We start from the raw sequence: 20,828 nt of genomic DNA on the forward strand, positions 1-20,828 counted from the left end.
ATGGCCGCCAACACATATGACGTCATCGTTATCGGCGCCGGCCATAATGGTTTGGTGACATCAACCTACCTCGCGAAGGCCGGACAGAAGGTGCTGCTGGTGGAAGCGGGTGAGCAGCCGGGGGGAGCCGCGCAGACGCGCGAATTCGCCAAGGGATATCGCGCTTCTGCCGTGGCGCATCTGCTCCATGCGCTGCATCCGAAGATCATTGCCGACCTCAATCTTACCAATCACGGCTTGAGGATCGCGGAAAAGGCAATCGGGACCTCGGCGATGCTGCCGGGCGGTACGCGGCTTGACCTCACCGCCGACAAGGCGGCGACGCAAGCTTCGATCGCCAAATTCAGCCAAGCCGACTCACTTGCCTACCATCCGCGCATGGAGCGGCTCGTCAGATTGGCAGGCGCCCTGGGTAGCTTCCTGCTGCGCACACCGCCGAGCCCGTCGCCGAGTTCAAATGATTTCCAGACCAAGCTGGCGCTCGGCATGTTCGCCTTGAAACTGCGCATGATGGGCAAGAAGGATATGCTGGAGCTTTCCCGCATCCTCACCATCAACGTGGCGGATCTCGCCAACGACTTCTTCGAAAGCGACATACTGAAAGGGCTGCTCGGCTTCGAAGCGACGCTGGGGGTCTATCTGGGGCCACGCTCGCCCAATACGGTCTTCAACTTGCTTTACCGCCTGGCATCGATGGATGCGAAGCACGGGCAGGGCGGGCACTATCTGCCGCAAGGCGGCATGGGCGCCGTCATCGACGCGCTTGTGAAGGCGGCCAAGGCAGCTGGCGTCACCATCCGCACGCAGGCGCCGGTCGGGCGGATCCTGATCGAGAAAGAACAGGCCGTCGGCGTGGTGCTGGCGAGCGGTGAGGAGATCCGCGCACCGATCGTGGCATCGAGCGCCGACCCGCAGCGGACCTTGTTGCATCTGGTTGAGCCAGGCAATCTCGATACCGAGTTCCTGAAACGCATGCGCCACCTGCGTATGAATGGCTGCGTCGCCAAGGTTCATCTCGCCTTGGATGGCCTGCCGGATGTGTTCCGCAATGCGCAAGGCCGCATGGTGTTTGCTCCGTCAACGAACTATGTCGAGCACGCCTTCGATTGCGCAAAATACGGCCGCGTCGCCGACAACCCGGCGCTGGAAATCGTCGTGCCGACCTTGACCGATGCAAGCCTAGCGCCGAGCGGCAAGCATGTGCTCTCGATTCTCAGTCAGTACGCGCCCTATAAGCTGCGCACCACGACGGCGGAAGAAGCCCGTACACAAATCTTGGATCGCACGCTCAACGTGCTGGAGCAGATTGCGCCCGGCATCAGGGGACTGGTGACTGCATCCGAAGTGCTGACGCCGCACGATCTGGAGGCGCAGTTCAATCTGTCCGGCGGCCAATGGCACCAGGGCGAAGTGACATTGGATCAGGTTTTCTTCCTGCGCCCGGCGGCTTCGTTCCAGCAATACAAGATGCCCTTGCCAGGTCTGTGGCTCTGCGGATCGGGGGCGCATCCCGGTGGCAATGTCTCGGGCGCAGCCGGCGCCAATGCGGCGCGGGAAATCCTCAAAGATTTGAAGAATGCGCGAAAGGGAGCCGCCTGATGACGCACGTACAGCATCTGAAGCCCTTCCTGAAGAAGACACCATTTTATGAGCCGATGTCGGCCTTGATGCATGGTGCGGGCTGGATCCGCTGGCAGGGATTCTATTCGCCGGCCTTCTATGACTCGACGCAGTCGGAGTATATGGCGTGTCGCAACGGCGCCACCGTCTACGATGTCTCGCCGCTGATCAAATATGCGATCAAGGGCAAGGATGCGGCGAAGTTCGCCAATTATCTGGTGACGCGCGATCTCACCAAGATCAAGCCGATGAATGCGGCCTATACCGCCTGGTGCGACGATGACGGGCGGATGATCGAGGAAGGTACGATTTTCCGGCTCGGCGAGAACGAGTTCCTGCTCAATGCGGCGCTCCATCAACTGCACTGGCTGAACGAAAGCGCCTATGGCTTCTCTGTCGATATTGAAGAGGTATCGGACAGTCTCGCCGGCCTGTCGCTGCAGGGGCCGAATGCGCGCATCATTCTGGAAACCCTGGGTGTGCAGGGGATCGGCAAGCTGCCGCATTTCGGCATCATGGAGACCAGCGTCGATGGTCATTGGCTGCGCATCGACCGCGCCGGCTTCACTGGCGATCTCGGATACGAGATCTGGGTGAAGCCCCAGGATGCGCTGTGGCTGTGGGAGACACTGTTCCGCATCGGCGATCCATTGAAGATCGCGCCGATGGGTGGGCACGCGTTGGAGATGACCCGGATCGAGGCCGGCTTCATCCTGGTCGATGTCGATTATATCGGGTCGCACCATGCGATCCGCCCCACCCAGCGCGTTTCGCCGATCGAAGCGGGGATCGGCTGGGCGGTCGCCCTCAAGAAAGATGCTTACTTCGTCGGCAAGCGGGCGCTGCAAAAGGAAAAGGCGGAGGGTTCGTCCCGCTTCATCCTGTCCGGCGTCGAAATCGAGGGCCGCAAGCCGGCACCGGGCGCCTTCCTTTATGCGGACGAAAAAGGCACCAAGGAATTGGGGCTTACGACCTCAGCCATGTGGTCGCCGCTCTTGAAAAAGAACATCGCCTTCGCGCAAATTCCACCGGCCTATACCAAGCCGGGGACGGAAATGTGGATCGAAATCTGGTATCCGAAGGAAAAGAAGATCGAGCGCAGCATGGTCAAATGCTGGACGCGGAACCGGATGTTCTTCGATCCGCCCAGGAAGAAGGAGATCGTCTGAGGGCGAGATCATGGCGCGCAATGCCGGCATCCGGTCCAATCGGAAGAAAGAGATCATCGAGGCGACGATCCAGGTGATCGCAGTGCATGGCTATCATGGCACCACGGTCAGCCGGGTCGCAAAGGCGGCCGGTGTTTCAGTCGGCCTCATGAACTTTCATTTCGACAGCAAGGACAAGCTGTTCGAGGAAGTCTTCAAGCACCTCGCCCAGGAGTATATGCAGGTCTGGAGCGAGCGGGTTGATGCAGCCAAGGCGGATGCCTGGTCGCGCCTGGAGGCGATGATCGCCGCCTATTTCGACCGGGACGTCTTTACGGGCGAGAAGCTCGCCGTCTGGTTCGCCTTCTGGTCCGATCCGGAACTCCGCGACAAATTCCGCGACGCGGCGACCGCTGTCGAGCGCCGTTACGTGAAGGAACTGGAGCAGCAGATCTATCAGATCTGCATCGCGCAGCCGGACGGCGTGCAGCAGGCGAAGAAGGTCTCGGTTCGGGTTGCTGCCGCTCTTTCCGCCATGATCGACGGTTTCTGGCTGCAGGCGCTGCTTTATCCGAAGACGTTCAAGGCGAAGGATTCCATCCGGTCCTGCTTGGCCTTCGTGAAATTGCTGGATCTCTATTACGATCAGAGCCAGCAGCTCGCCGTACTGGAGAAGCGGGCGAAGGAGACGGTAAAGGAGTAGGGCATGCGCTTCGCAGGCAAGGTCGTCCTGGTCACGGGTGGCACGACGGGCATTGGATTTGGCATCGCTCGGCGCGCGGCTGCCGAAGGGGCGCGGGTTGCCATTGTCGGACGGGATGCGGCGAAGGCCGAGGCGGCAGCGGGGCGGCTGCGGGCAGAGGGGGCATCGGTCGTGTCCTTTGCCGCCGATGTCGGTATCGAGGCGAATGCGCGCCAGTTGATCGCCGATATCTTGGCGGCGTGCGGACAGCTGGATGTCGTCGTCAACAATGCCGGGGCCGGCGCGCGGCGATCCGGCATCGAAAGGACCGACAGTCCCGGCGAACGGCTGGGCAAAATCATGTCGGCCAATCTGCATTCCGCCTATTTCGTTTCGTCCTACGCCTTGCCCGCCTTGAAGGGGACACGGGGCAGCATCGTCAACATTTCATCGACCGCGACCCTGCACGGCAATTGGGGCAGCTATGGCATGGCCAAGGCGGCGCTCGAATCCCTGACGCGGGCGCTGGCGACGGAAGGGGCGCCCTTTGGCATTCGCGCCAACGCTGTGTCGCCCGGCTGGATCAAGACCGAGACGACGGGGGGCAGCGGCGCCGCCGAGGATTGGGAGAAAGGCGCCTCGCTGTTGCAGCGCATGGGGACGCCGGACGAGATTGCGCGCGCTGTCCTGTTCCTGGCCTCGGGCGAGGCGAGCTTCGTCACGGGGACTGTGCTCACCGTCGATGGCGGGCTGACCATCACCGACTACCCGTCGCTGCCCTATCTTGACGCGGTGGGCGCGTGGAAGCTGTTCCCGGGAACGCTGTGACGGCTGGAAGTGAGCCTCACACCAGAAACTCGACCGAGGATTCGCTGAACGTCGCCTTCGTGATGCCGGCCAGCAGCAAAGTAGAGCCAGTATCGCTGCTGTGAAGAAGCAAGCCGGCTACCGTATCCTCGGCGGTCGCCATCAAGTCGGCGAAGCTGTCATGGGCCGCATCCTGCATGTCGGTCGGGATGATGAGCAGGTCGCCCTCGGCCTCGCTGAAGTCGGTGATGTAATCGTGCCCTTGGCTGAAATAGAATCGGTCGTCGCCTGTTCCACCGGTGAGATCGTCATGGCCGAGGTCGCCATAGAGCTGGTCGGAACCAGAGCCCCCGGATAGGGAATCCTGTCCAGCGCCGCCACGCAGGATGTCGTTGCCGTCGCGGCCATCGACAAAATCGTCGCCGCCTGAGCCGGAGAAGAAATCGTGGGACAAGCCGAGGCGGACATTGTCGCCGGCAACGCTGTCTTCACGATAGAGATTGAACTGCTCAAAATTGCGGAAGGTGAGTCCGGTCGACGAGATACCCACCACGGCATCGAAGGTAACGGAGTCGGGTCCGTAGAAGCGAAGACCCAGAACATCCTCGGCACCGCCACCGCCATCTACGTCGCCGCGCTTGCCGACCCAGACCTGGTCGATTCCGTCCGAACCGATATAGGTGTCGAATTCGTCGAAATCCCCGGGACTGAGATCGGCGTAGTTGTGGTGGCCGAAGAGCTGGACGAAATCTCCACCGGCCTGGGTGTTTACATAGTTGAAGCCGGTGCCGCCGATGATCGTGTCGTTGCCCCAGCCTGTGAAGACGGTCATGTCTTCGAAATTGGCGAGCCCTGCCATTCCGGTGGCAAAGCCTGCCTGGAAGTCGACATTGACGGTCATGTTGTTGGTCGGGTCATAGTGCAACTCGACGGAATCGCGGCCGTCACCGCCGTCGAGATTGTCGCCCATGGCGCCCTGGATGTAATCGTCTCCGGCGCCACCCATAAGGATGTCGGCGCCGTTTGTCCCCATCAGGCTGTCCGACCATTGCGTGCCAGTCAGTTCGACGTGCTCGAAATTGACGGCGCTGAGATTATAGCCAGCAGGGGGGTCATAGTCGCTCATGTATCGGGTGGAGAGGTAGTTGTTGCTGTTGACGTAGACTTCGACGCCATCAAAGGGGTCGCGCTCGTCGAAATGGACAACCAGTGTGTCGACACCGGTCCCGCCATCGGCAAAGCCCTGGCTGCCAGTCGTGACGGTATCGTCCCCGTTCATGCCCTTGAGAATGTCGTTTCCACCACCGCCGTCGATGACGTCGTTGCCTTCATCGCCGAGTAGTTCGTTCCCGCCCGTGGTGCCGGTGAGGATGTCGTTGAAGCTGGTTCCTCGAATATTCTCGATGCTGATGAGTTGGTCGCCTTGCGCATGGCCACCGATTTGAGTAGCGCGAGCCAGGTCGACATTGACGGCGGTCGATCCGCGATAGTCAACGAAGTCCCGCCCCATACCACCGTCAATGAAGTCTGCGCCTTTGCCGCCAGCGATATTGTTGCGCTGGTCATTGCCAACCAAGCGGTCGTTGAAATCGCTGCCCTGCAAATCCTCGATGTTGCGCAAGGTGTCGCCTGCCGCATCGCCGCCCAATTGAGCCCCGCTGCGGGTGAGGTCGACATCGACGGCACCGCTCGAGTAGGCGTAGCTCGCTTTGTCGATACCATCGCCGCCATCGATGCGGTCAGCGCCTGCACCACCGCGGAAAGTGTTGTTCCGTGCGTCGCCGACAAGCGTGTCGTCAAAGCGCGATCCGACGACGCCGTCTATGCCGAAGAGCTGATCCCCCTCTGCCTCGCCGCCGATTTGAATGGCGCGGGTCAGGTCGATGTTCACGGCGGCGGCCGATGTCTTGTAGACGGCGGTGTCGAATCCTTTGTCGAATCCGTTATCGCCGAACAATTGATCCCGGCCCAGGCCGCCCCAGAGGATGTCGTTGCCGGTGTCGCCGTAGAGCCGATCGTCACCACGATCGCCATAGATCACGTCATGGCCGCCATCGCCGAAAATGATGTCGTTCCACCAAGTACCGATCAGGATGTCGGCGCGTGGTGTTCCGTTTTGATATTGCGGCATCGATTCCTCCCCAGAAACGTTGCGTCGAGCGTTTCAAGGCTGGACGGTTGCGGTCAACTTTCGGTGTTTGTTGAAAATTGCGCGCGTTGGCGCTGCCCCGTCGCCCAGGATGTGATGGTCGGGGGAAGTTATGATTGGTACGGGCGGGAACATGTTGAAGTCGTTGCAGCGGCGAGGGGATGGACGCGCGCGCCGGCCAAAAAGTGTCGGGCCTGTGACAAATGAAAACGGCGCCGTGTTGCCACGGCGCCGTTCGCATCTTCAGGTCGGTGATTTGGGAATCAGCCGCTGATGCCGGGCATCAGCTTGTTGTCTTCGCTGCGGCCCTTGGAAAGTTCGTTGAGGGTGAGGTCGACGGCTTCCTCGAACTTGTTCAAGGTTTCCTCAAGGCACTTCTGGTCGTGCGCGGAGGAGATGAACCAGGGTTCGCGGCTGTCCGGCTCGCACATCACGCCCATGTCGATGAGGTAGCCCGCCATCGTGTCGTAGAAGGTGTAGTCGGAGAGCTTCCAGTTGCGATAGGTGGTCGGCGCCTCGGCACTGAAGAAGAGGCCGGACATCGACTGGTGGCCGGTGAAGCTGTGCGGGATGCCGCGCTTGGTCAGCACCTTGTGCATGCCGTCCTGCATCGCCTGACCGTAATCGGCGATGTTCTTCAGGGCATCGGTGTTCTTGAGGATGTTCAGCGTCGCTTCGGCCGCGGCGAGGCTCATGGCCTGGGCGGTGTAGGTGCCGCCGTGAGCGACACCCTTGCCGTACTTGCGCATGATCTCTTCCTTGCCGCCGATCGCCGCGATCGGATAGCCGTTGGCGACGGCCTTGGCGACGGTGAAGATGTCGGCTTCGATTCCGTAGAGCTGCTGCGCGCCGCCCTTGGCGACACGGAAGCCGGTCTTCACTTCGTCGACGATCATCAGCACGCCGTACTTGGTGCAGAGTTCGCGCACGGCCTTGATGAACTCGGGCTTCGACGGGATGCCGCAGCAATTGCCGAGGATCGGCTCGATCAGCACGGCGGCAATGGTGTCGTGATTCTTCTTCAGCACGTCCTCGAGACGCTGCGCGTCGTTATAGGGGACCTGCCAGAAGAGCTGGCGGACGAGCTGCGGGATGCCCTGGCCATAGGGAATGACCTTGGGCTGCTTGGTCTGATCCTTCATGTCCTCAGGATCGGCCGTCCACATGGAGGCATCGAAGAGGCCGTGGTAGGAGCCTTCGAACGTGACGTAATTGTCCTTGCCGGTGTAGCCGCGCGCCAGGCGCAGGGCGGCCATCACGGCTTCGGTGCCGGAGTTCGAAAAACGGACCAGATCGGCCGCCGGCATCATCTCCTTGATGAGCTTGGCGACGGTCACTTCCTTTTCAGTGCCGAGCGCGTAGACGGTGCCGACCGACTGCGCCTCGCGCGCCGCGGCATCGACCGCATCATGGCAATGCCCGAGGATCGCCGGACCATAGCCGAGGCGATAATCGATATATTCGTTGCCGTCCAAATCCCACAGGCGGGCACCCTTGCCCTTCTTCACGAAGACGGTGTTCTCGTCGCCCCAATAGCGGAAGTTGGAGCTGACACCCAGCGGCAGGTGCTTCACGGCCTCTTGGAAATGGGCCCGGTTCTTATCCATTTTGCGACGGTCGGTTTTAATCGTCGACATGATTGAAAATCTCCATGCTCTCAAAGTGATGCGGGTGTTACGCCGCGCTCCGGTTGGGTGTGCCTCAAGTCGCTTTTAGGGCGATTGTCACCGTCCGGTCATTGAATGTTTGTACAAAAAATCTATCATGCGATTCAGCGAGAGGCAAGTTCATTGAATGCGTATTTAATGTTGCGAGCGCAGCAAAGTTAACGATATCATGTAGTTATCGCGATTCTCCCATCCGATTCCGGAAAGGTTAAAAGGCCCCATGGCCAAGGCTGAAGCGGTCAAGGAAGTTCGCCGTAAGCAATTGATAGACGCGACAATTCGCGCGATCGGGCGCGTGGGCTATGCCAATGCGACCCTGACCCATGTGGCGTCCGAGGCCGGCCTTTCGCCGGGAATCGTCAATTTCTATTTCAAGTCGAAGGAACAGCTCCTCATCGCGACGCTGGAGCAGATCGCCGAGGAATATTCGGCCTTCTGGCAGGCGGCGATCAACAAGGGGAAGGTGGCGCCGGCCGCCGGCCTCGAAGCGATGATCGAGGCCGACTTCCATCCGACCGTCTGCAATGTGGAAAAGGTCTCGATCTGGTACGCCTTCTGGGCGGAAGCGCGCGGCAACAACGCCTATCATGATGTGGTCTCGCGGCTGGAGCAGGACTATCTCGCCCAGACCGAAACGCTGTGCGCGCGCATCATCCAGGAAGGCGGTTACGAGGGCGTCTCGGCTGGCGACGTCGCAACCGGCCTCAATGCCATGATCGACGGCATGTGGTTCGACTGCCTGATGGAGCCGAAGGCCTTCAACCGGCAGGAAGCCAAGCGCATCTGCCGCCTTTATCTCGCCTCGGTCTTTCCGGCCCATTTCTCCGGCGGGGCTAAGAAGAGCAAAAGCGACAATGACAATGGCGTCGTGCTGGCCATCGACCAGGAAGTGCAGGGGCGCAACGCGCATCGGGCACGCCTCGCCGCTGCCCTCAGGAAGCGCCTGGAGCCGGTGGGGCCGATGCGCCGCGAAGTACTGGCCGCCGCTGCCGGCATCTCGGTGAAGATATTGGAAAGCTGGCTCGACGGCCGCGCCGAGCCCACCTCGTGGCAGATGGGTCGCCTCATCGTGGCGACCGATGCGCAGCTCTGGATGGAGATCTATGGCCCGATCCATGACGAGGCGCAGCGTCTGTTCGAAGCGCGCCTGGCGAGCGCCCAGGAACAGGCGATGCGCGAACGCGCGGCCCTGGCGACGTTGGCAAGCAAGCCCGAATAACGTCCATGTCCCACAAGCTCGACCGGTTGCTCAGGCCGAAGACGGTTGCCCTCGTTGGTGCCAGCCCGAAGGAGGGCAGTGTCGGGCGCGGCATGATCACCTCGACCGGCATGGCGGGGACGCCGTCCAAGATCTATTTCGTCAATCCGGGTTATGACGAGATCGATGGGCAGCGCTGCTACAAATCGCTCGCCGAGATTCCAGAGCGGATCGACATGGCGGTGCTCGGCATCGCCAATGCGCGGCTCGAGGCGGCGCTCGACGAGGCGATCGCGGCGGGTGTCGGCGGTGTCACCATCTTCGCCAGCGGCTATCTCGAAAATGACGCGGAGCCGAAGCTCACCGAGCGGATCGCGCGGAAAGCGCGCGCGGCGGGCATGGCCATCTGCGGCGGCAATTGCATGGGCTTCTACCATCTCGATTTCGGCCTGCGCGTCTGCGGCTTCCCGCCGCCCGACTGGATCCGCAAAGGCAATGTCGCCTTCATCACGCATTCCGGCTCGGCTTTCTCGGCGCTGTGCCATACCGACCGACGCTTCGGCTTCTCTCTGGCCGTCTCGGCGGGGCAGGAGCTTGCGACCAACGTCGCCGACTATCTCGATTTCGCGCTCGACATACCGGCGACCAAGGTCGTCGGCCTGTTCCTGGAGACCGTGCGCGACCCGCAAGGCTTCAAGGCAGCACTCGCCAAGGCGCAGCGCATGGAGATCCCGGTTGTCGCACTGAAGGTTGGGCGCACGGCGGAGAGTGCGGCCCTCGCTGTCTCGCATTCCGGTGCCGTTGCTGGGAACCATGCCGCCTACCAGGCGCTCTTCGATCGCTACGGCGTGATCGAGGTCGCCAACATGGACGAGCTGGTCAATGCGCTGCACCTCTTTTCCAGCGAGCGCAAATTGGCGCCGGGCGGTCTTGCCACGATGCATGATTCCGGCGGTTTCCGCGAGTTGGTGCTGGATCTGGGGATTGAGTCGGGCGTGCCGTTCGCCAAAATCAGCGAGGCGACGCGGTCGAAGTTGGCGGCGCGGCTCGAATTCGGGTTGGAGCCGATCAATCCGCTCGATGCCTGGGGCACTGGCAATGATTGGGCCGGCATCTTCGAGGATTGTCTGCAGGCCCTGGTCGACGATCCGGACACGGCACTGGCTTCGCTCTGCGTCGAGGCGCGGGACGGCTACTACCTTTCGGCGGGCTATGCCGACATCCTGCGCCGTGTCGCGGCGCGATCGACCAAGCCGGTCTTCTACACAACAAACGTGGGCAGCAATGCCAATCTCGACGTGGTGACGAAGCTCGCCCATGACGGTGTCCCGGTGCTCTCCGGTGTCGCACCAATGCTCGCCGTGGTGAAGAAGGCGATGGCGGCCCGCGACCGGCGAGCGATGAAGGCCGAGCCCACGGTTCCGGCGCCATCCGGCTTGCGCGCGAAATGGGCGCAGCGCCTGGCCGCAGGCGACCTTTCCGAAGCAGAGGCACTCGACCTGCTGGCCGATTACGGTGTGCCGGTGATCGCGCATATCCACGCGGACACGCTTGCCGAGGCGAAGCGTGCTGCGGGAGAGATCGGTTATCCCATCGTCCTGAAGACGGCGCAGCCCGGCATCCAACACAAATCCGACGTGGGCGGTGTGAAGCTCGGGCTGAAGAACGAGGCCGAACTGGCCGAATCCTATGCCGATCTGGCGCAGCGCCTGGGACCGCGCGTGCTGCTGATGCCGATGGCTGGGAAAGGTGTCGAAATTTCATTCGGCATGACGCTGGATCCGCAATTCGGTCCGGTAGTGATGGTCGGTGCGGGGGGCGTCCTTATTGAGATGATGAAGGATCGTCGCTTTGCCCTGCCACCGTTCGGCCCCGAGGAAGCGCGGCGTCATATCGATGCGCTGGCATTGCGCCCGCTTCTTGATGGCAAGCGTGGCGCCAAACCGGCGCACGTCGCAAAAATGGCAGAAGCGCTTGCCGCATTCTCGCGTCTGACGGCCGATCTTGCGGGGCTAGTTCGCGAGGTCGATGTCAACCCGCTGATAGTGAATGACAATGGTGCGGTGGCCGTCGATGCGCTGATCATCGCGAAGTAGTCCTGCACGATACCAATAATCAATCGACGTATTATCACCCTATTAACGAACGCAAGTTAGGGTTTGAGGATTATTGGTCATTGCTCCGGAAGGAATAAATGTCGCTAGCTGAAGAGCTTCGCCTGACGCCCAGTCAGATCGGAGAGGTTCTGTCGATGCGTCCGGAGTTGGTGACCGACAAGGTCGCCATCATCGCGATTACCGATCTTGAAGGCACGATTACCTACGCCAATGATCTCTTTGTTGAGATCAGCGGTTATTCACGGGAAGAGCTGCTTGGTTCCAACCACCGCTTGCTGAATTCCGGCCTGCATCCGGAACCGTTCTTTGCCGACATGTTCCGTACGATTTCAGCAGGCAAGATCTGGCGCGGCGAAATTCGCAATCGTACGAAAAACGGCAATCACTATTGGGTCGACACGCATATCATCCCAACGTTCGATGCGGACGGTGAACTCGCCGGATACACCGCCGTGCGCTTCGATATCACCAAGCGCAAGAAGGCCGAAGAAGCGTTCCGAGAGATATCGCAACTGCAGACAGCGATCCTGGACCATGCTGGGTACGCCGTCATTGGTACCCGCACGGATGGAACGATCGAGATCTTCAACCGGGCGGCGGAGCGCATGCTGGGATATGATGCCGAAGAGATGATCGGCCGCGCGACGCCGGCATTGTTCCATGATCCCGACGAAGTCACCGAGCGTGCGCAAACCCTGAAAAGTGGCCCGCATCCAGATATTTTGCCTGGATTCGATGTCTTTGTAGCCGATGCCCGCATCGGTCGACGCGCGGAACATGAATGGACTTATGTTCACAAGAACGGCAGTCGAATTCCGGTTCTGCTGAGTGTGACGGCTCTCCGCGGCGAGGAAGGAGATGTGACGGGCTTTCTCGGCATGGCGGTGGACATTTCGGAACGGCGCGAACGCGAAGCCGCTTTGGCGCGCGCGCAGTCGGAATTGCAGCGGCGGCTGGCCGACCTCGAAGTCGCCAATGAGCGCATCGAGATGGAAGCCGCGCGCCAGGTCACATTGCTGGAGACTTTGGCCGAAGCCCGGGATGAAGCCCAAGCCGCCAATGTCGAGAAGTCCCGCTTTCTGGCGACAATGAGCCATGAAATCCGAACGCCGATGAACGGCATCATGGGCGTGTTGGGATTGCTGAAATCCACCGATCTGTCGGTCGAGCAGGCCAATCTGGTTGCGACCGCGATGCGATCGGCGCATGAACTGATCCAGACCACGTCGGACATTCTGGATCTGTCCAAGCTTGAGGCGCACAAGACCGAACTAGAGAAAGTTGATTTTGCCCTTTGTGAGCTGATTCATGATGTGGTGGGGCTTCTGCGTCCCTCAGCCAATGCCAAGGGAATTGATCTTACCTACGAAATCGAGAATGAGCCGCCAAAATTCCTGCGCGGAGATCCACATCGCATACGTCAGGTCCTGCTCAACCTGATCTCCAACGCCATCAAGTTCACTCTGCAGGGTTCGGTGACTCTGTCAGTGGCATGGAAGCCGCGGGGCGATGAGGAGATATTGCTGATCGCACGCGTCCGCGACACGGGGATCGGCATCGATCAGGAATCGGCGAAGCGTCTTTTTGCTCGCTTTACCCAAGCCGACAGATCCACCACAAGGCAGTATGGCGGTACGGGCCTGGGGCTTGCCATCTGCAAGCAATTGACCGAGTTGATGGGGGGCGAGATCGGTGTCGAGAGTCAATTCGGTGTCGGCAGCACGTTCTGGTTCCAGATTCCGCTCGAAATCGGTCAGGCCCCCAACGAATCCGGCGAGCCGCAGAAGCGTGGTCTTGAAGACCGTGCGTTGAGATTGCTGGTGGCGGAGGATAATGCCACCAATCAATTCTTGATGCGCGCTGTCCTAGAAGCGCTTGGGCATACTGTCACCATTGCCAGCAACGGTTCAGAAGCTGTTGCGATGGCGCAGAGCCAAGAGTTCGACGCCATTCTGATGGATGTCCAAATGCCGGTCATGGATGGCCCGACCGCGACCCGTGAAATCAGGCACCTGCCGTCAAGGGCGGCAAATCTGCCAATCGTCGCACTGACCGCCAATGCGATGCCGGGGGACCGAGAGAGCTATATCGCCGCCGGTATGGACGACTATGTCAGCAAGCCCGTCGATCCGGCCAAATTGATGGAAGTTCTGGCGCGGATCATGTCGCGGTGAAGATCCGGTAGCTATGTCCGAGGTCGTGCCGAAGGGATGACCCTCGCCGACTTTCGCCGGCGAGGGTCGATATCCAGATCAGGCAGCTTCGCGGTTGAGCGGCTGGCACATGCAGTGAACGCCACCGCCGGCCCAGGTGAACATGGTCATGTCCGGGTCATAGACGGTGAAGCCATTGGCGCGCAGCTTGGTGTTGAGGTCCTTGGCGCCCGCCGTTGAGAGGATGCGGTCTTTGCCAAGGGCGACGACGTTACAGCCGAGAGCCATCGTTTCCTTGAACGTTGCCGGAATGATTTCGATCTTCTTCTGCTTGAGGAAGTCGATGATATCGTCCTCGGTCGTCTCCAGGCAAACAGCCGCGACATGCTCGTTGAGCATGCAGACCATTAGATCGATATGGACGTAGAACTGGTCGATCGGCGCGAATTTGATCTCCCAACCTTCTTCCTTCATCCAGCCGGAAATCTGGCGCGCCGAGATTTCCTCGGATCGATGGTCGGTGTAGCCGATGAGCGCTGTCTTGTCGGCGATGATATTGAAGTCGCCGCCTTCAAAGTTGCCCGAGCTGACCATATCGTAGATCGGAATGTCATTCTCCAGATAGAAGCGGAGACAGGAGGCGTACTCACCGCGGCGGCGCGGGTTCGCCATCTGGCAGATGACGGCGCCATAGGGCGTCATGAACGACGAGTCACGCGCGTAGACCTGATAGGGATTGTCTTCATCGAGCGGCAGGAAATGGCAGTTGACGCCGGCACTCTCGTAAGCGCTGACCATTTCGCGGTGCTGACGCATGGCGAGCTGCTTGTCGAACTTGTAGCCCTTGCGCATGGTATCGCGCACGAGGGAGGACCAGGCGGCGTTCTCCAGCCCCATCCAGCGGAAGCCTTCGGCCGGGCCGAGGAGCACGTCCTTGAGGGCGCCGGATTCGGAGGCAAGATTCCATTTTTTCATAAGCGGCGTGCCGCCGCCGACGACACGGGCGCGGAGCGGGGTTTGCGGGCTGGTCATCCGATCGTTCCCTGATCTGGTGGAAGGGGTGGCAAGAGTAGCAGCCCGCCCGGCACGCGGCCCAGGGAGTAAAATTGCCGGCTTCATCCACTTTAGTTCACAGGTGGCCGAAGCGGGTTTTGCGTTTCAAAGCGCCGGGTCGGCCATGAACAGCGCAATCTCTGCCTCCAGCCATTCGGCAAAGGCTCGGGCGGCCGGCGACACCAGCGGCGGCAGGACCACGAAGTAGGCGCCGAGATGTTCGATGGACTGGCGGAAGGGGCGCAGCAATTGACCCCGAGCCAGGTCCTCACCGGCCGTGAGCTCGTCGGCAAGGCAGAAACCGAGGCCCTGGCGGGCGGCAGCAAGAAGTAGATTGAAGTCCTGGAAATAGAGCGTGCGGGTGATCTCGGCATTGGGCAGGCCGGCACCGGCGAGCCAGCGGCGCCAATTCGCTCCTGCGGGGTCGTCGAGGAGCAGCGTGTGCCGCAAGAGATCATTGGGTGTGCTGAGGGCTTCGCTGCCGGACAGAAGGACCGGGGAGCAGACCGGGAAGGAACCGACATGAGACAGCAATCTGGCTGTTCCATCCTTCCAGACCGGCTCGCCGAAGCGGACGGCGAGATCAAGTCCGTCGCCGAGGACATCGGCAATGGCCGGGTCGTAGCTGGCATGTGCGGAAAGGAGCGAAAGCTTGAGCTCGGGCGCCGCATCGGTGAACTTGGCCAAGCGTGGGATCAGCCATTTTTCGGCAAAAGCAGACGGGACCGAAACACGTAGTTCGCCGGCAATCGCCTGGCCCTCAAGGCGCGCGATGGCATAGGACAATTGGTCGAAGGCATTTCCAGAAGCCTTTAAGAGCTTGAAGCCGGGTTCGGTCAGTTCCAGCCGGTTGCCGATGCGGCGAAAGAGGGCGAGGCCCAGCTGTTCCTCGAGATTGACGATCTGCTTGGAGACTGCGCCGTGAGTGACGCCGAGCTCGTCCGCAGCCCGTCCCATGTGCAAATGGCGAGCGGCGGCTTCGAAAGTTCGCAGGGCATTGAGGGGTGGAAGATGTCGCTTCTGCAAGGTCTTGGCGGCTCTTTAAGAACTTGTCCGGCGATAGTTCACGGATCGGCCGGAGATGTCCATAGGGCGATAAATGCCTAGAAATTAAGGGTTTGTGAGGGCCGTCACAACCTCTGGTCTGGGAGATTCGGGGGACGAGTGCTAGATTGCAATCACCGCCGCGGACGGGCGACGGAGCACTTTTCATTCAAGGGAGCTTCAAAAATGAAAGTTGGTAGCCTGATCGCCGCGGCCGCGGCATTGATGATTTCTGCTGCCCCGGCCTTTTCGGCGGCGGGTGTGAATGTGGGCTCGCTCAGCTGCAATGTGGCTGGCGGGATGGGGTTCATTTTCGGCTCTTCGAAGTCGATGTCCTGCGTGTTCACCCGCGCCGACGGTTCGGCCGAAGTCTATAACGGTGAGATCAACAAGTACGGTGTCGACATCGGCTTCACCAAGGAAGCCCATATGATCTGGGTCGTCTTTGCGCCGGGCAATGTCGCTCCGGGTGCCCTGGCCGGCGATTACGGCGGAGCGACCGCCGATGTGGCGGCTGGCCTCGGCCTTGGCGCCAATGTGCTGGTCGGCGGCGGCAACAGCCAGATCGCCCTGCAGCCGGTGAGCGTCACGGGCAGCGTCGGCGTTAACGTCGCCGCCGGTGTCGCGCAGATCACACTTCGTCCGGGTATCTGATCCGCGTCAAACAGTTAGCTGCTGTTTTGGAGAGGGCTGCGGTACTATCCGCGGCCCTCTTTGCATATGGGGGTTACCGGGAATGGGTGGCTCCGCAGACCCGTTTAGCATTGTCTTATGTTTTCTCTTTGCGCCTCCGACCGTAAAGAAGCGCCGCGAAATCACGGGCTGATCCGGAAATCGGGGACGTGACCGGTCGCTCTATCGAGGAGCCAGGAAAGATGAAGAACCTCATTCCGGTCATGCTGGCCGGTGCAATGACCATTCAGTCGGCCGGATACGCGCTGGCGGATGCAAACGCAAAGCGCGGCGAATATCTGAGCCACATCATGGATTGCGGCGGCTGCCACAATAGTGGGGCATTCACGCCCAAGCCCAATCTGGAGACGCCGCTGGCGGGATCCGATATTGGATTCGAGATACCGGGGCTCGGTGTCTTTTATCCGTCGAACCTGACCCCGGACAAAAAGACCGGTCTCGGCGATTGGACCGACGAGCAGGTGATTGCCGCCTTCACCCAAGGCGTGCGCCCAGACGGCCGTCAGTTGGCGCCCGCCATGCCGTGGATGTCCTACAGCCATATTTCCAAGGAAGATGCTGCCGCTCTGGTCGCGTATCTGCGGACCTTGCAGCCGGTCGAGCATCAAGTGCCCGGTCCTTTCGGTGCGCAAGAAAAGCCGACGGCACCCTACATGACCGTGAAGATGCCGGAATAGGAAACACGCCCGGACGAGGTGTCCGGGCGTGTTTCATTCTTGAGCTGACTTCAGGCGCGATATTTAACGCCCGGCAGAACGCAGAGCATTTCATATAGCAGGTTGGCGGCCAGCAGCGACGTGTTACCGCTGGGGTCATAGGGCGGCGAGACTTCGACAAGATCGCAGCCGACGAGATCGAGGCCGCGGCAGCCGCGGATAATCTCAAGGCCTTGGATGGTGGTGAGGCCGCCCACTTCCGGCGTGCCTGTGCCCGGCGCGGATGAGGGATCGAGCCCGTCAATGTCGAAGCTGAGATAGACCGGACCCTTGCCGAGCTGTTCCCGGATTTCGGCCATGAGCGGGGCGAGGGACTTGTACCAGCATTCCTCGGCCTGAACGACGCGGAAGCCTTGGGAACGCGGCCAATCGAAATCCTCGGCCGAATAACCGGTGGCGCGCAGCCCGATCTGGGCGACGCGCTTGCCGTCGAGCAGGCCTTCCTCAACTGCGCGGCGGAAGGGCGTCCCGTGGGCGATCTTCTCGCCGAACATGGTGTCGTTGATGTCGGCATGCGCATCGACATGGACCATGCCGACCGGGCCGTATTTCTTCTTCATGGCGCGCAGGATGGGGAGGGCGATCGTGTGATCGCCGCCCATCGTCAGCGGAATGCAATCGTGGGCGAGGATCTCGTCATAGGCCGCCGCGATGATGGCGATGCTCTTTTCGAGATTGAAGGTATTGATGGCGACATCGCCGATGTCGGCAACGCTCAATGAATCGAAGGGGGCGGCGCGCGTCGCCATATTGTAGGGGCGGATGAGGCAGGATTCGGCCCGGATCTGGCGCGGACCGAAGCGTGTGCCGGAGCGGTTCGAGGTGCCGATGTCGAAGGGCACGCCGACAAAGGCGGCGTCGAGGCCGGCAGCACTCGTCTTGGTCGGCAGGCGCATCATGCTGGCATGGCCGCCGAAGCGCGGCATCTGATTGCCGCCCAGTGGCTGGTGGAAGACTTTGTCCTGCGGAACCTTGTTCATGATCTTGACCTCATTTGTCGTAGTAAATGGCGAAACGCCGAGAAGGCTGGCGAAACGCCGTTATTGAACTCATTCTAGCACGCGTTTCCGAGCGGCGAGATCGCCTTTCAACTGCTTGAAAAGACACGTCTTGACCCCATTCGGCGCGGACTCTACTCCTTGTGCGAATCCAACTGGCACAAAAAAGAAAAGTGCCGCGACTGTCGGGGTCTCATCATGCGCTTTTCCCAACTGACCGAACGTGTTGCCGGCGAAGGTGCTGCCGCCTGGGATCTTCATGTCGAGGCGCTCACTCAGAAGCGGGCCGGCAAGGACGTCATCATCCTTTCCATCGGCGATCCCGATCTCGATACGCCGAAGGAAATCACCGAGGAAGCGGTGCGTCTGCTGCGCGCCGGTGACACGCATTATGCCGACATTCTGGGGTTGCCGCGGGCGCGCCAGGCCGTGGCCGCCCAGCACAGCCGCACGACCGGTCAGGCTGCGACGGTCGACAATGTGGCGATCATGTCGGGTTGCCAAAGCGGCCTCTTTGCCGTCGCCATGACGATCCTCGATCCGGGTGACGAGGCCATCGTCCTCGAGCCGATGTATGTGACCTACGAGGCAACCATTCAGGCGAGCGGTGCCAAGCTGGTGCGCGTGCCGCTGAAGGCCGCCAACAATTTCCGCCTCGACATCAACGATCTGGCCAAGGCGATCACGCCGAAGACGCGCGCGATCTTCTTTGCAACGCCGAGCAATCCGACCGGCGTCGCTTTCAATCGGGCCGAGCTTGAGGGCATAGCCGCTCTGGCGAAGAAGCATGATTTGTGGGTCGTGGCCGATGAAGTCTATTCGACGCTGATTTTTGACGGCGCGCATGTCAGCATCTGCGGTCTTGACGGCATGGCGGAACGGACGGCGACGGTGAGCAGCCTCTCCAAATCCCACGCCATGACCGGCTGGCGTTTCGGCTGGGTCGTCGGTCCGAAGGCGCTGATCGATCATTGCGGCAATCTGGGGCTTGCCAATCTCTATGGCCTGCCGCCCTTCATCCAGAACGCCTCGGCGATGGCGCTGGAGCATGAGGTGCCGGAAGTCGCCGAAATGCGCGAGATCTATCGACACCGTCGTGACATGGCGGTGCAGGCGCTGAGCCAGCTTCCCGGCATCGTCTGCCGCAGCCCCGCCGCCGGCATGTTCATGCTGGCCGATGTGCGCGGCACCGGCATGAGCGGCCATGAATATTCCTGGGCCCTGTTCCGGGCGACGGGGGTGGCGACGCTTGATGCGACGGCGTTCGGACCGAGCGCCGAAGGTCATATCCGCATTTCGTTTGCGATCGACGAGATCAGCCTGACCGAGGCCTGCCGCCGGATTGCCGATTTCACGCGCCAGCTGATGGAGAAGGTGGCTTAAGCCGCCACTCACCGATCGAATTCCGCGAGGAACGCCCGCGCGATCGCCAGCATCCGGTCGCGGCCGAAACTCGGGTAATGTCCCCCGTGGACCATGCGGACAGGCAGATCGAGCAGCCGCTTCATGCTGGCCACATATTGGCGCATCTCGTCCGCGTTCCCGGCATCATAGGCGAGCTCGCCGTCATAGATGACATCGCCTGAGAAAAGCGTCTCGGTCGCGCGCTCATAGAGCGCGATGGAGCCGTCGGAATGGCCGGGGAGATGGAAGACTTCAAACGACCGGTCGCCGGTATCGACGATGCTGCCTTCCTCAAGCAGCGTTTGGGCCGGTGCCGGCATGACTTCGTATTTAAGCGCTTTCCAATCGCCGGGTGGGAGAGCGGTAAAGATGGAATCATCGGCAACGTAATAATCGGCGGCTGTGTTTGCCCTCGTTGGATGAGCGAGAATTTCTGCTTCGGCCGGGTGCACGGCGCGGTCGGCAAATTCGTGATGTGTGCCGATATGGTCGAAATGGGTATGCGAGGCGACCGCGAGGATCGGCCGTTCCGCCAACCGAGCAATTTGCTCGCGCAGCGAAACGACGCCCATGCCGGAATCGATCAGCAGGTCCCGGTCGCGCCCCCGGACATGCCAGATATTGCAGCGGTAATATTCCTTGATGAAGGGCTCATAAATCCAAGTGACGCCGTCGCCGATCTGGCGCGTTTCGTACCAATTCTCTGCCGACGCGATCTGCATGTTCAGGCGCGCCTCCGTTGCGGCTGCGCGGGTTCGATCAGGCCGCTTACCAGGACCGCGAGCTGATCGCGCAGGCGTGTGCTCAGCGCTGATTTCGGCATCTTGTCTTTGGCGACGAACTGCATGAACAGGCCGTTGACCAGGATGAAGAGAGCTGACCCGGCCGCCGTGGCGTCAAGATCGGCACGGACCCTGTCGGCCGTCTGAAGGGCCGTGACGAGCTCGGCGACCTGTGCCGCCATCAGCCGGTCGTTTTCAGCATAGCTAATGCCGAAAGGAGAATCCGCCTGGGTGAGGGCGGTCGCCATCGCGTTGCGCCACAATTCCTTGGTGAGATGGATGAGGGCATGGTCGACATACATTGAGAGGAGGCCGAAGATTGCCTCCATAACATCGTCGTGGGCGCGCTTGATGTATTTCTCGCCCTTGGCCCGGGCCTGCTCGCCGTCGAGGGCCACCAGGGCCATCAGCAGATCGCCCTTGGACGAGAAGTAGTTGTAGACAGTGCCCGTGCCGACCTCAGCGAGGGCGGCAATCGCTTCGACGGAGGTGTCGGCAAAGCCGTTCTTGCGGAACAACTGGCTGGCGGCGGCGAGGATATCGCGGCGGCGGCCGGCTTTCTGTCTTTCGCGGAGACCGGTCATCGAGGCTCTCGAA

At 61.0% G+C, this 20,828-nt stretch carries 17 protein-coding genes; 10 read left to right on the forward strand and 7 right to left on the reverse strand.

Features of this window, described 5'->3' with window-relative positions; all coding sequences use genetic code 11:
• Genes ACE3PP_RS14415 through ACE3PP_RS14430 form a run of 4 tightly spaced genes read left to right on the forward strand, consistent with a single transcriptional unit; the run spans position 1 to position 4,278 of the window.
• Positions 1–1,599, forward strand: a complete 1,599-nt coding sequence (locus ACE3PP_RS14415) for a phytoene desaturase family protein (protein ID WP_374383466.1) — start codon at positions 1–3, stop codon at positions 1,597–1,599.
• The gene (locus tag ACE3PP_RS14420; protein WP_374383468.1) at positions 1,599–2,789 is read left to right on the forward strand and encodes an aminomethyltransferase family protein; all 1,191 of its coding nucleotides are present in this window, start codon (positions 1,599–1,601) and stop codon (positions 2,787–2,789) included. The genes ACE3PP_RS14415 and ACE3PP_RS14420 overlap by 1 nt, the downstream gene beginning before the upstream one ends.
• A 10-nt stretch (positions 2,790–2,799) precedes the next feature.
• Positions 2,800–3,471 (forward strand): transcriptional regulator BetI, encoded by a 672-nt coding sequence (gene betI, locus ACE3PP_RS14425; protein WP_374383469.1) that lies wholly within the window; start codon positions 2,800–2,802, stop codon positions 3,469–3,471.
• Between the two features lie 3 nt (positions 3,472–3,474).
• Positions 3,475–4,278 (forward strand): SDR family NAD(P)-dependent oxidoreductase, encoded by an 804-nt coding sequence (locus ACE3PP_RS14430; protein ID WP_374383472.1) that lies wholly within the window; start codon positions 3,475–3,477, stop codon positions 4,276–4,278.
• A gap of 16 nt (positions 4,279–4,294) precedes the next feature.
• Here ACE3PP_RS14430 and ACE3PP_RS14435 read toward each other — a convergent pair whose 3' ends face one another.
• Both ACE3PP_RS14435 and ACE3PP_RS14440 read right to left on the reverse strand, forming a co-directional pair.
• Positions 4,295–6,388, reverse strand: a complete 2,094-nt coding sequence (locus ACE3PP_RS14435; protein WP_374383474.1) for a hypothetical protein — start codon at positions 6,386–6,388, stop codon at positions 4,295–4,297.
• 281 nt (positions 6,389–6,669) lie between these two features.
• Entirely contained in the window at positions 6,670–8,043 is a 1,374-nt protein-coding gene (locus tag ACE3PP_RS14440) for an aspartate aminotransferase family protein (RefSeq protein ID WP_374383476.1), read from the reverse strand.
• 250 nt (positions 8,044–8,293) lie between these two features.
• Here ACE3PP_RS14440 and betI (ACE3PP_RS14445) point away from each other — a divergent pair, with 250 nt between their 5' ends.
• The 3 genes from betI (ACE3PP_RS14445) (at position 8,294) to ACE3PP_RS14455 (ending at position 13,562) form a co-directional block, all read left to right on the forward strand.
• Positions 8,294–9,292: a transcriptional regulator BetI gene (betI, locus tag ACE3PP_RS14445; protein WP_374383478.1), complete on the forward strand. Its 999-nt coding sequence runs from the start codon at positions 8,294–8,296 to the stop codon at positions 9,290–9,292.
• A 5-nt stretch (positions 9,293–9,297) separates the two neighbouring features.
• Positions 9,298–11,367 carry an acetate--CoA ligase family protein gene (locus tag ACE3PP_RS14450; RefSeq protein WP_374383480.1) on the forward strand — a complete coding sequence of 690 codons (2,070 nt, stop codon included), beginning with the start codon at positions 9,298–9,300 and terminating at the stop codon, positions 11,365–11,367.
• 98 nt (positions 11,368–11,465) lie between these two features.
• Positions 11,466–13,562 carry a PAS domain S-box protein gene (locus ACE3PP_RS14455; RefSeq protein ID WP_374383482.1) on the forward strand — a complete coding sequence of 699 codons (2,097 nt, stop codon included), beginning with the start codon at positions 11,466–11,468 and terminating at the stop codon, positions 13,560–13,562.
• 78 nt (positions 13,563–13,640) lie between these two features.
• Here ACE3PP_RS14455 and ACE3PP_RS14460 read toward each other — a convergent pair whose 3' ends face one another.
• Entirely contained in the window at positions 13,641–14,573 is a 933-nt protein-coding gene (locus ACE3PP_RS14460) for a dimethylarginine dimethylaminohydrolase family protein (RefSeq protein ID WP_374383484.1), read from the reverse strand.
• A 126-nt stretch (positions 14,574–14,699) separates the two neighbouring features.
• The gene (locus ACE3PP_RS14465; RefSeq protein WP_374383486.1) at positions 14,700–15,620 is read right to left on the reverse strand and encodes a LysR substrate-binding domain-containing protein; all 921 of its coding nucleotides are present in this window, start codon (positions 15,618–15,620) and stop codon (positions 14,700–14,702) included.
• A gap of 204 nt (positions 15,621–15,824) precedes the next feature.
• Between ACE3PP_RS14465 and ACE3PP_RS14470 the strand changes: the two genes are divergently transcribed.
• Both ACE3PP_RS14470 and ACE3PP_RS14475 read left to right on the forward strand, forming a co-directional pair.
• Entirely contained in the window at positions 15,825–16,292 is a 468-nt protein-coding gene (locus tag ACE3PP_RS14470; RefSeq protein WP_374383488.1) for a DUF992 domain-containing protein, read from the forward strand.
• Between the two features lie 188 nt (positions 16,293–16,480).
• A complete protein-coding gene (locus ACE3PP_RS14475) occupies positions 16,481–17,008 on the forward strand; it encodes a c-type cytochrome (protein ID WP_374383490.1) in 528 nt (175 codons plus the stop codon).
• Positions 17,009–17,058: 50 nt separating this feature from the next.
• Here ACE3PP_RS14475 and speB read toward each other — a convergent pair whose 3' ends face one another.
• The gene (speB, locus tag ACE3PP_RS14480; protein ID WP_374383492.1) at positions 17,059–18,027 is read right to left on the reverse strand and encodes an agmatinase; all 969 of its coding nucleotides are present in this window, start codon (positions 18,025–18,027) and stop codon (positions 17,059–17,061) included.
• Between the two features lie 216 nt (positions 18,028–18,243).
• Here speB and ACE3PP_RS14485 point away from each other — a divergent pair, with 216 nt between their 5' ends.
• The gene (locus tag ACE3PP_RS14485; RefSeq protein WP_374383494.1) at positions 18,244–19,428 is read left to right on the forward strand and encodes a pyridoxal phosphate-dependent aminotransferase; all 1,185 of its coding nucleotides are present in this window, start codon (positions 18,244–18,246) and stop codon (positions 19,426–19,428) included.
• 8 nt (positions 19,429–19,436) lie between these two features.
• On the opposite strand, the gene ACE3PP_RS14490 is transcribed toward ACE3PP_RS14485, so the two are convergent.
• A complete protein-coding gene (locus ACE3PP_RS14490) occupies positions 19,437–20,171 on the reverse strand; it encodes an MBL fold metallo-hydrolase (RefSeq protein ID WP_374383496.1) in 735 nt (244 codons plus the stop codon).
• Positions 20,172–20,173: 2 nt separating this feature from the next.
• On the reverse strand, positions 20,174–20,815 hold the full coding sequence (locus ACE3PP_RS14495) for a TetR/AcrR family transcriptional regulator (protein WP_374383498.1): 642 nt from the start codon (positions 20,813–20,815) through the stop codon (positions 20,174–20,176).
• Positions 20,816–20,828: the final 13 nt, after the last annotated feature.

Origin of the sequence: Dongia sp. (assembly GCF_041910485.1) — a bacterium.
Lineage (GTDB): Bacteria > Pseudomonadota > Alphaproteobacteria > Dongiales > Dongiaceae > Dongia.